Genomic DNA, 11,820 nt, shown 5'->3' on the forward strand with positions numbered 1-11,820 from the left:
TAGTATAAATGAAATAAAAGGTCAATTATGAATGCTATACACTAAAATCCACTCCCAAATCCCATTTACTGTAAACCTAACTTTTCTCCAAATGTTTCAAACAGATACTGCTCTAATATTTGTACACTAAACTTCTCATTACGCCCAAGTGCAAACAATTCCCGATCTTTCGCTACGATAGTATCTAACGGGATAACGACATTATCCACTATTTTTGTAATTTCAATGATGTTACTTTTTACATTTACCTCTGTTTTAAATTCAATGTTTTCTAATACGATATGCGAGCGTCTTCCTGATGCAAAAAAAGTAAAGTTAGGATTTTTATAAATACCAATTTCACTCTCTAGTGGATATAAATATTGAAAAATGATATCTCTATGTCCATCTTTTATTATTTTTTCATCCTTCTCATCATCCAAGTATTCTTTCACCTTCGTTGTAAATTCAAATCGAAAATCCACTTTTTTCACGCTCCCTCTTTGTATTTTTATATTAAATAAATATATTGAAATAATTTTACCATATTGTAATACAACTTCCTATTAAAAGTAAAAACTCATTTGTAAAATCTATATTATTTCCAGTTCTTTTTTAAAGGATAGGCACTCATTCAATATGAATTCATGCTTCGTTATATCTATTTAAACATATTGTTTCCATATTTTGAAACAATAGTAAGAAGCATTATATAACAATAAGGTGAAACTTTAATCAGTAGGGGTTTTGTTCATCCCCCGCCTAACTTCTTTGCTTCCGCTGAATTTTGAGATGGGGGTCTTACTGCCCGTTATTGCGGGATAAACTGTTTCTAATTCATTTTCCTATATAGCCACTATCACCTTTATTATTCCAATATATTTAAACCCCATTTTCTACTTATTCATTACGTAAGAGAAGGAATGTAACTCTCTTCTATCGAATTTTTATATAACGAAAATGATTAGGTGGTGCTTTACTATGAAATTAGCTGTCATTGGTGGCGGTGATTTACAAGATTCAAATCACTCGCCTATTAATGAGCGACTTATAGAATTAACAAATAAACAGTATCCGAAAGTATTATTCATTCCTACAGCTAGTCATGATGATGAAAGCTATATAAAATTATTTTTAGACACATTCGAAAAACAATTACACTGTGACGTACAAATTTTACGTATTATAGCCGATACACCTTCTAAATATGAAATAGACGAAATGATTCAGTCTGCTGATTTAATTTATCTCGGTGGCGGGAACTATATTCAAATGATTACAGAATGGAAAGAACATAAGCTCGATGAAAAATTACTATTGGCTCTGCAGCAAGGAACGCTCATTGCAGGGTGTAGCGCTGGTGCTATGTGTTGGTTCACATCTAGTATCCGCTCAGATTATGAAGGTTCTGGTTATATAGAGAGTAACGGCTGGGGCATTGTGAACAAAAGGTTTTGTCCACATTATAATCAATTAAATAGAATGAACGCCTTCCATTCCTTTTTACAAAATCATCAAGGTAATATAGAAGGCATTGCACTAGAAGATAATTGCGCCTTATATATTACAGAAGAATCTTTTGAAATTATCGGTGAACCAGAAAAAGCGTGGGAATTTTATATGAGTGATAATAAACTCATTAGACAACATTTTGATATTACTTTAAAAAGCTATTTGTAAATCTGCACTTATAAAAAATGTCCCTAAGTATAATAACTTAGGGACATTTTTAGTGTTTAACTCACTAATCGTGTAATTCGTTTCTTCTGCCATGAAAGCTTATAATATGCATATTGTAGTATTAAGCTGACAATAAATGCTGCTGGGTATCCAATCCATATCCCTTCTATGCCAAGACTTGTATGGTAAGAAAGGTAATACGCTACAGGTACTTCAACAAGCCAAATTGATACGACGCCAATAACAGTTGGCCATAATACTGTACCGCTTGCTCGCATTGTCGCACTAATAATTTGCGCATGACCGAAAATTAAATAACTCCATAATGTGATCATAACTAGGCTATGAGCAATTTCAATTGTAGTTTGACTCGTTAAAAATAGTGCTAGAATGTCTCTTGAGAACAAGTAAATGAGAGATATTAACACACCACCGATGACGTAGTTCATAATAATTCCGGCCTTCACAACTTTCTGCAATCGATCAAATTGATTCGCACCAATTGATTGTGCAGCAAAAATGGAGACTGTAATACCAAGACTAACGGCTGGCATTTGTACATAACTTGCAACTTGGTTCACAACGCCATAAGCTGCTGTTGCATCCGAACCGTAACGATTTACAAACGCGATTACCGCAATTTCTGATAATGAAACTAATATCATATTAACACTTGCTGGAATACCGAGTCGTAGTAATAACTTTAATAAACCCCAATCCATTCGAAGATATTTCCTTACCGTACTATCTAATTGTAGCGGGTGATTTTTCTTCTTTAAATACACTAACATGACAATAAACGTAATAACTGTAGATATAACAGAAGCATAGGCTGCTCCATACACATCTAATTTTGGAGCACCTAACCATCCAAAAATAAGGATTGGTAATAAAATCATATTTAGCGCTGTACTTACAATTAAAAAGTAAAATGGCGTTTTAGAATCTCCTGTACCTCTCATAAACGTTGTGTATGCGAAATATAAAAATAAGATTGGCATCGATATAAATAAAATACGTGCATAATGTACACTTATTTCAATAATATTTTCTGGCGTCCCCATAAGGCGCATAATATCCATTGCAAAAATACTACCTACTATCGCTAACACAACTCCAATAATAAAGGTAAATGTTAGCGTCGTACCAACAATCGCTTTTAAACGATCTTCGTTTTTTGCCCCAAACGCCTGACCAATTAAAATGGAACTCCCTGAACCAATACCAATTACGAATGAAACAAGTAAGAAAAATAATGGGAAGAATGCCGATATGGCCGCTAAATCATTCACTCCAAGCCATCTTCCTACTACTACCATACCGAATAATTGTCCAACTGATTGTAGTACATTACTTAATAGTAACGGTACTAAAAACATGGACATCGATTTCCAAATCGGTTTACTCTCACTTTCTAACTTATGTGACTCCGCACCTTCTTTATTGTTATTTGTAGGTGGTTTCAAATTTCATTTCTCCTTTTATTAAAAATCTGTTTTTCAACTTCCATCTTTTTGTATATTTGTTGTAATGGTGTGCTTCTATTCATATTCTTTCCTATGTTATTATAACTTCACCCAATATTGGCTTCCATCAGCTGTTCTATCTAAAAACCCGTATTCGATTAAATATCTTCTCAAAGTTACAAAATCCGGATATACGCTTTCTATAATAGCATTTACTTCTTTTTCAGTGTACTTTTTATTACTATCAAACTTCGTCACTAAATGACGTAATATAATTAATTTACGCTTTTGCTTTTTTGGAAATTTAGAAAGAGGTCCATCTAATCCCTCTGTAAAATGCGTTTTTAACACTTCATCATTTTCTTCTTCTGTAATATTGTAACGATCATCTACCATCGTTGCTGTTCTATGAATGGGTACAAATTTCGTTTGTACTTTTGATTTTTCTTCTGACAGTTCCATTAACGCTAAAAACACTTTCGCTTGCTTCATTTTCTCTCGAAGTGTAAACCGATGATTGCGGATGGTTGAAGTACTTCCCCCATCCATCTCTTTCACAATCTCTTTATCATTCAGCCCCATATGGAAAAACTGAACCATCTTCTTTTGCAAATCAGTTAAACCTGTATACTTCTTATCTAGATTTAATAAATAATCAAACATCGACGTATGTTCGTTTTGCACATGCAATTGTACAAACTTCTCTGCTTCATACAAAACTTGATTATCTTGATAAATAACACCCTTAATAAACGCTTCTCCACACGCTAAACAAATATATTCCTCTGCTTCCGCTTCAAATACATACCCTTTCTTCAACTCCTCAACTGAAGCGTCCCAAAACTTCTCTGAAATATCACTCATACTAAACACTCCTTTAAAATGTTTGTTTTAAAATAGACAAATCTTAATAACGTTTATTATCACTTCATCATCTTAACATAACCAAAACAAACTTTTCAATATTTCGTTTACCTATTTTGTAAACTTTTATAAAAACGTCTATTGGATATTCTTTTAAAAGGACATAAAGCAACGAAAAGCGAATGTATTTAATATATGAATTACGATAGGATGTGAAACAAAACATGAATATTCTGGACGACCCTTGGTTTACTGTTAAACAAATTGCCCAAAATACATATGCAATTAGTGAATATGGACATTGGGAGAAAGTACATTCAATTTTAACTAAAAAAGGTGTTTCCGTATAAGAAAACACCTTTTACTTTTTATATATTCTATTTAAAGTCTCAACTAAAACCTTACTTGCCTGTACAAATGTATGCTTTCGGTTTCTATCTTCAACAAATGTATTAGCACAACTCCCCATAATCATCATACAACTAATTATGACTAACACTATCTTTCTATTCTTGTAAGTCACTTCATGCCACTCCACTATTACAAAACTTCTTTTGAATGTATCCCATCAAGAAATTTTACATGAATAATAAAACGTGTGAATATGCAATTATGCATATTCACACGTTTTATTACAATGTTATGATTTAATTTAGTTAAAGTACACGTATACCGAGGTGACTAACTTGAAATTTAAAGCGAAAAAAAATCCATTTCACGTCATTTTTATTACAGATTTTCCGAATAGGAAAGCCCACTACGGTGCGATAGTACCTCCTTTAGGGGTGGGATGATAGTGAGGTCAAATGCGATGTATAGATAAAATACCGAAAGTATGTTCTGTACATCAAGTATTTGAAATGGTATAATTTTCATAACAGACAAGTGAAAGTCTCTAAAACAATCTTGTTCTCTGAAAACAGAATACATATGAGGTTGGAGTAACAAATTCTTCTGCTCCGTAAAATGTATTGAGTCGTCAAGTACAAGACGCTAAAACACATTTGAGAACTCACAATCTGACTCGTTTGGTAATAGAACGAGTGCCGTATCTGCTAGATGCACTGGATATGGAGTGGTGATGGCACACCGCAATCTTGCACGTCAGCGATACTAGAAATAGACTTCGCCTTTGGTAGCAAGAATCCCACTGACGTTAGTCAGCTTGCGGCTTTAGCCGTGGGAGTGTCAAATTATTTATCATGATTTTTTTCATTTCACTATTTTTCCAAAATGAAAATTCTATTTTTTTCACCCTCATGATGCTGCTAAATATCGTGAATCTTTCTTCATTCTATTTCTCTCACTACAACGTAACAGAATCATCTCTTTTCGTAAAACATGGTTTCATACTACGTACTGAAATTCCCTTTGAAGATATTCGCCACATTAAATACTCTGGTAAAAAACTTCATTCAAAGAAATGGACTAGACAGCAATTAGAAATCCATTATAATTTATTCGACTCTGTGACAACTTTCGTACCACAAGAAGAAGAAAAATTCATTGCACTTTTAAAAGAAAACTGCCCACATATGAAAATATTGAATATGTCTGCTAACAAATAATATATTTTGGCATTTACAGTAATAAAAAAACCAAGATTCTAAACAAAGAATCTTGGCGTTTTTATTACTCTTTCGGAGCAATCATTTTTTTCGGATCGACAATTTCATCAAATTGTGCTTCTGTTAGTAATCCAGATTGCAATGCTGCTTCTTTTAAAGTTAACCCTTCTTTATGAGCATGCTTCGCAATTTTCGCTGCATTTTCATATCCGATATGCGGGTTTAATGCTGTAACAAGCATTAATGAACGATTCACATTCTCTTTAATGACTTCTTCATCTGCTTCAATACCAACTGCACAATTATCATTAAATGAAACAATTGCATCTGCTAATAAGTGAGCAGATTGTAAGAAGTTATATGCAATAACAGGTTTAAATACATTTAACTCAAAATTGCCTTGGCTCGCTGCAAATCCGATTGTTGCGTCATTTCCCATCACTTGTGCTACAACCATCGTTAACGCTTCACTTTGCGTTGGATTTACTTTTCCTGGCATAATAGAGCTTCCTGGCTCATTTGCTGGAATAATAATTTCTCCTAGCCCACTACGTGGACCACTTGCCAGCCAGCGCACATCGTTAGCGATCTTCATTAAATCCGCTGCTAATGCTTTTAATGCCCCATGCGTATATACAACTTCATCATGACTCGTTAATGCATGGAATTTATTTGGTGCAGAAATAAATTGCTTACCTGTAAATTGGCTAATTTCCTCAGATACCATCTCACCAAATTTAGGATGGGCGTTTATACCTGTTCCAACTGCAGTACCACCAATCGCAAGCTCTTTCATATATGTATTGCTCTCTGCAATCATACGCTCTGTTTTTTCAAGCATACGGTGCCATCCACTAATTTCTTGTCCTAATGTTAACGGTGTCGCATCTTGTAAATGTGTACGACCAATTTTTATAATATGTTCAAATGCAGTTACTTTTTCTGCTAACGTTTCTTTTAATTTCGTAATTGCTGGTAACACGTGATTTTCTACTGCGAGTACACATGCTACATGAAGCGCAGTTGGGAAAGTATCATTTGAACTTTGAGACATGTTCACATCATCATTCGGATGAATATGTACGTCAGATCCCTTCTCTTTCAAAATTTGATTCCCTCGGTTTGCAATTACTTCATTCACATTCATGTTTGACTGAGTACCACTACCTGTTTGCCATACGACAAGTGGAAAATGTTCATTCCATTTCCCTACAATCACTTCGTCAGCTGCTGTCACAATTGCTTCTGCTTTTTCTTCTGATAACTTTCCTAATTTTTTATTAGTAAGTGCTGCACTCTTCTTTAAAATGGCAAATGCTTTTACAATTTCAAGCGGCATTTGCTCTTTTCCAATCGGAAAGTTTTCTTTACTACGTTGTGTTTGTGCTGCCCATAATTTATCAGCTGGAACTTTAATTTCTCCTATTGTATCTCTTTCAATTCTGTACTCCATTTTTTCATCCCCTTGAAAATAAAATACCTACATTTCTTATAATAACAGACTTTCTCTTAAATGATAAGAATTCTCACTCATATATGTAGATATTCTATACTTATTTTTAAAAATTCCTCTTGGCCTAAACTTAAGTTTATGCTGTACCCTTTCCTTTGTAACCTACTATAACACTACTGGAGGAATTCAATACGAAAAAATATGCTTTCATAACAGGTGCAAATAAAGGAATTGGATATGAACTTGTTCGTCAATTAGCAGAAAAAGATACGACAAAAAATTGCTAAATATGAGGTTGAGATAACTTCTTCAACTCCTATTACAAAATAAAAAATCACCTTCTACAACACGTAGAAGGTGATTTTTTATTTATGATGCTTCTTTTCCTTTTTCAGCATCATCAACATACCAAATAAATTTGCCTGTATATCCGTAAATAACCGCTAAAATTAACGATACGAAGCTTAACCACATAAACGGAACGTATGAGAACGTTGCTACACCTAAAATACCAGCCATAAAAATACCATTATCAGACCATGGAACCATACCTGAAGTTAACGTTCCACCTACTTCTGAGTTACGTGCTAATACACGTCGGTCTATTTTTAATTTATCATAGCTTTCTTCCATAATTTTCGGTGTTAAAATTAATGATACGTACATTGCACAACCAAATATATTCGCTAAGAATGCCACGATTAATGTAGACAATGTTACATTACCTGCAGAATTTAATTTCTTCTCAAATTTTGATACGATTACTTTTAAAACACCTAGTTTTTCAAGTAATCCACCAAATCCTAAACCGAAAATAATAACGGCTACTGATCCAAGCATACCGTTAATTCCACCACGGTTTAATAACTTGTCCACAAATTCAACACCAGATTGAATTGAGAATCCATTATACGCTGTTCCAATGGCATCTCCAAAGTTCATTCCTTGGAAAAGAGTTGCCCAAATCGCACCAATTAAAGCTCCCATTGCAATTGTTGGCATAGACGGTCTCTTTAGTGCTAATAGAACAATAACAATGACCGCTGGAACAAGCATCCATATTTTAATATCAAATTGCTTTAATAAAGCTTCTTTTAAAAACTCTACTCGATTTAAATCTACGTTATCTCCGCCATACATCCAACCAGCTACAGTAAACATAATACTAGTAATAATATAAGCCGGAACATCTAATACGAGCATAGCTCGAACGTGAGCAATAACATCTACTTTCGCCATAGAAGCTGCCAGAACAGTACTATCAGAAAGTGGTGATAATTTGTCGCCGAAATAAGCTCCTGAAAGAACTGCACCAGCAACAAGTGGAAGTGGTAAACCAAGCCCTTCACCAATCGCCATCATAGCAATACCTGCTGTTCCAACTGTTCCCCATGATGTTCCTGTCGCGATAGAAGTGATCGAACAAATAATTAATGTTGCTAATAGGAATATGCTAGGGTGAATAAATTCTAATCCATAATAGATTAATGTTGGTACAACGCCACCAGCAATCCATGTTCCAATTAAAGCACCTACTGCAACTAAAATCAGTATTGCTTCTAATCCGTTAGAAATCCCTTTCGTAATTGCATCTTGCAATTCTTGATAACGAAATCCTAATCTTAATCCAAGCGCAATTACTAAAAACCATGAAATAAATAGCGCTAATTGAATTGGGAGATCAAAAATTGTTTGGAAGGAAAAGACAACAGCAAGAAATAGTAATAAAAGAACTATGATTTCTAGCATCGATGGTAATCTTACACTTTTCATTTTTTTCTCTCCTTACAAGTCGATAACATGACGTGTGTCGTCTTACATGTATGTAATATACAATTAGCGAAGACAAAACAAAATTTTCATATTATTTCGATTTATTTTTCCAGTATAATATATTGGACACCTTTTCTATTGTAAAAGTAGATGCTACTTTTCGCAATGGAAAATATAAAAAATGTTACATTTTTTATATTTAACAATCAAAGAGTAACTTTTTTAATATTTGCCAACATAAAACCTTTTACTATTATCCTCACCGTTTAAAGGAATATCATTATTCCCCACACAAAAAAGCACGCATCATTCAAATGATGCATGCTCCACTTTTATTTATACATATTTTGTATTTCTTCTTTATTTTTAAGTATTTCCACAAACTTATCGCTACAACCTTTCGGAAATAATACGCCGAGTCCATATGAATGCTGGAACTGAAAATGAGGGTGCTTTGCTGTGACTTCATCCCAAAACTTATACACACCGAAGTTTCGATCTTTCACCTCAATATCATGAAATAAGACAATACCGTTATTCGCAAGTTTTGGTAACCATGTTTTATAATCATGAGAAACTGCTTCATACGTATGATAGCCATCAATATGCAACAAGTTTATCGTTCCATCTTGAAATTGATCAACGGCCTCATCGAAAGTAGAACGAATTAAATTACCTATATTGGGATAACTCGTATTTACGACTTTCTCTACGATTTGATAAACGCCTTCTCCATATGGACCTGTATGCTCATCTCCCGTCCAAGTATCTACAGCAAAACATTTTGTAGCTAATCCCCCATCCTTTACCCCTTGACAAAAACTAAAAAAAGAAGCTCCTAAATGTGTACCTAACTCGACTAATACTTCCGGCTTTTCAAACCTTACTAAATCATATGCAAAATCTAAATGCCCAATCCACGCCGTATTTGCCCGAATAAAATGGCTATAATTATCAAATTCAAATGTTGGTTTATGAGTAACCCAGCTCATCGCATATCTCCTTCTACCCATATTTTTAACAAACCAAATTACTCTTATCTTTATTTTTTTATCGTTATGATTATGATTCTATTTCATGAAAATATGAAGAATTTATTCTTTTTATTGGGGTAAAGCATCATATACATATGGGTCTGTTGGCTTATTGATTTTCTCCACTTTGTTTACTTTTACGAGTGGAAATAGCGTTCCTTTATATGTCGTTTCGTCCAACAAACCTGTTATTTTCACCCATGTTTCTTGTGGGAGCTTTTTTACGTTTTCCCCTGCAACAATCATCCCCCAGACTGATGCATCCGCAATACAACAAGTTATGCCATATCGCGCCACTACCGCTTTATCACCTGTCACATCCTTATCATTATATATAAACCCTGAGAATGTAATTTCCTTCCCTTTAAATCCTTTTACATCTTGACCAATTATACTCATTGTTTGAACATAATCCTTATCCTCTACTTGTATCTTTCGTTGTCCCAACATACTTTTTGCTAATTGTTCTTCCGCTTGATCAGTCACTTTTAAATTCGAACTTTCATCTTGTTCTTTCCCATTAGAATTTGCCTGTATTCCCTCTTTTTCGTTCTTTTCCATACTTATCGCCTGTACACTTTGATTCATACCCCTTTTTCCTGCTAAACTTCCATCAATTGTTACACCTCCAAATAAAAAAGCACTAATAATTAGAACAACAAATAAAACATATACAAAATATCTTTTTAACCCTAACTTCAATTCCCTATGATGCACACAACAATTACAATCATCTTGTTCCTCTCTCTCATCTCCCCAAACTTGTAATGAACCAAGAAGTAAAATCACTACAAAAGCTATATACGTAAATTTAATCATTTTTGGAGCGATAAAATTATAAATATTGCCTGTTACAAATAGTTTAAATAAGAGCATTGCTAAACCAATTAAAATAATGCCACGAATATAGCGATGATAAGCTTTCTTTTCCTCCACTTTCTCCCACCTCCTATAACGTTGTAATTTGCACGATTGCGTACACCGATAAAATAATAATTCCAATCAAAAAGAATACAAATCTCTTTTGAAAATAAGCAAATAGCATCAATGTATTTTTCATATCAAGCATAGGTCCAAACACAAGAAATGCGAGAAGTGCTTTTACAGAGAAAACATGTCCAAAAGATGCCGCTATAAACGAATCGGCCGCAGAGCAAATAGATAAAACATAACCAAATCCCATCATAATAATTGGGGCAATTACTTCGTTATGTGCTACTGCATCCAGTACATTCCGATCAAAAAATGTTTGAAATACACTTGCTAAAAAGGCACCAATCAGTAAATACTTACCAGTATCAAAAAACTCATCTACAGTGTGATTCATAACATCTTTCCAACTCTTTTTTTTGTTTTTTGAACTGACACCTCTACGTCTTTTAAAACATTTCTTTCGCGATAGCGATAATACACAATTAAACCTATGAATAGAGCAACAAGAATTGTTACCCCAAAGCGTGCATATACAATGTAATCATTTTTTTGAAACGCATATACAGTAGATAAAAGAACAACTGGATTCATAATAGGTGCACTTAGCAAAATAACAATGCCCACATGAAGTGGTAACCCCTTTTGAATGAGCCTTCTTACAATTGGTATAATGACACATTCACACATTGGAAAAAGAATTCCAACAAATACTGCTGGAACCATTGCAACAATTGGAGATTTCGGCATTACTTTTTGAATCATATCTTCTGTCACAAACACTTGAATGAGAGAAGAAACAATTACCCCTAATAAAATAAATGGTATTGCTTCAAATATAATACTTAAAAACACCGTATTCACATTCAACCATTCTTTTGGCATACTTTTATGCAAATTTGCTAAACTTGTAAAATCTACAAAAAATAATAAAAAGAGAAACATAACAATAAGAGCTATTCCTATTAATTCTTTTGAAACCCTATTAAAGACCATCCTTCTCGCCTCCATTTTACTTATATGTAAACAAGTGCTTGTCCAAAAGCTTCCTGCTATAGCACAAATTTCATAGT

Annotated in this window: 10 protein-coding genes and 1 pseudogene; 3 read left to right on the plus strand and 8 right to left on the minus strand. The window is 33.8% G+C overall.

Annotated elements, in window-relative coordinates:
• Positions 1-65 precede the first annotated feature (65 nt).
• A complete protein-coding gene (locus LMD38_RS17750) occupies positions 66-464 on the minus strand; it encodes a DUF3942 family protein (protein WP_014893865.1) in 399 nt (132 codons plus the stop codon).
• A 496-nt stretch (positions 465-960) separates the two neighbouring features.
• Here LMD38_RS17750 and LMD38_RS17755 point away from each other — a divergent pair, with 496 nt between their 5' ends.
• The gene (locus LMD38_RS17755) at positions 961-1,659 is read left to right on the plus strand and encodes a peptidase E (protein WP_000762133.1); all 699 of its coding nucleotides are present in this window, start codon (positions 961-963) and stop codon (positions 1,657-1,659) included.
• A gap of 56 nt (positions 1,660-1,715) precedes the next feature.
• On the opposite strand, the gene LMD38_RS17760 is transcribed toward LMD38_RS17755, so the two are convergent.
• On the minus strand, positions 1,716-3,125 hold the full coding sequence (locus tag LMD38_RS17760; protein WP_000804169.1) for an MATE family efflux transporter: 1,410 nt from the start codon (positions 3,123-3,125) through the stop codon (positions 1,716-1,718).
• 99 nt (positions 3,126-3,224) lie between these two features.
• Positions 3,225-3,989: a DUF2087 domain-containing protein gene (locus LMD38_RS17765; protein ID WP_014893866.1), complete on the minus strand. Its 765-nt coding sequence runs from the start codon at positions 3,987-3,989 to the stop codon at positions 3,225-3,227.
• A 224-nt stretch (positions 3,990-4,213) separates the two neighbouring features.
• Between LMD38_RS17765 and LMD38_RS28655 the strand changes: the two genes are divergently transcribed.
• Together LMD38_RS28655 and LMD38_RS17770 are read left to right on the plus strand one after the other, a co-directional pair.
• Positions 4,214-4,339 (plus strand): hypothetical protein, encoded by a 126-nt coding sequence (locus LMD38_RS28655; protein ID WP_262464893.1) that lies wholly within the window; start codon positions 4,214-4,216, stop codon positions 4,337-4,339.
• Positions 4,340-5,191: 852 nt separating this feature from the next.
• Positions 5,192-5,557 carry a PH domain-containing protein gene (locus LMD38_RS17770; protein ID WP_043896957.1) on the plus strand — a complete coding sequence of 122 codons (366 nt, stop codon included), beginning with the start codon at positions 5,192-5,194 and terminating at the stop codon, positions 5,555-5,557.
• A gap of 64 nt (positions 5,558-5,621) precedes the next feature.
• Here the strand turns inward: LMD38_RS17770 and fumC are convergent, their stop codons facing one another.
• From fumC to LMD38_RS17795, 5 genes and pseudogenes are all read right to left on the minus strand, one after another.
• Entirely contained in the window at positions 5,622-7,010 is a 1,389-nt protein-coding gene (gene fumC / locus LMD38_RS17775; RefSeq protein ID WP_228919824.1) for a class II fumarate hydratase, read from the minus strand.
• A 369-nt stretch (positions 7,011-7,379) separates the two neighbouring features.
• Positions 7,380-8,783 carry a Na+/H+ antiporter NhaC gene (gene nhaC / locus LMD38_RS17780; protein ID WP_000843989.1) on the minus strand — a complete coding sequence of 468 codons (1,404 nt, stop codon included), beginning with the start codon at positions 8,781-8,783 and terminating at the stop codon, positions 7,380-7,382.
• 332 nt (positions 8,784-9,115) lie between these two features.
• Positions 9,116-9,775 (minus strand): class I SAM-dependent methyltransferase, encoded by a 660-nt coding sequence (locus tag LMD38_RS17785; protein WP_016717111.1) that lies wholly within the window; start codon positions 9,773-9,775, stop codon positions 9,116-9,118.
• 111 nt (positions 9,776-9,886) lie between these two features.
• Complete coding sequence (locus LMD38_RS17790) at positions 9,887-10,753, minus strand: TIGR03943 family putative permease subunit (RefSeq protein ID WP_153044382.1); 867 nt, start codon at positions 10,751-10,753, stop codon at positions 9,887-9,889.
• Positions 10,754-10,766: 13 nt separating this feature from the next.
• Positions 10,767-11,743: pseudogene (locus tag LMD38_RS17795) on the minus strand (permease).
• Positions 11,744-11,820 lie beyond the last annotated feature (77 nt).

This window comes from Bacillus pacificus (assembly GCF_020861345.1).
Taxonomy (GTDB): domain Bacteria; phylum Bacillota; class Bacilli; order Bacillales; family Bacillaceae_G; genus Bacillus_A; species Bacillus_A pacificus.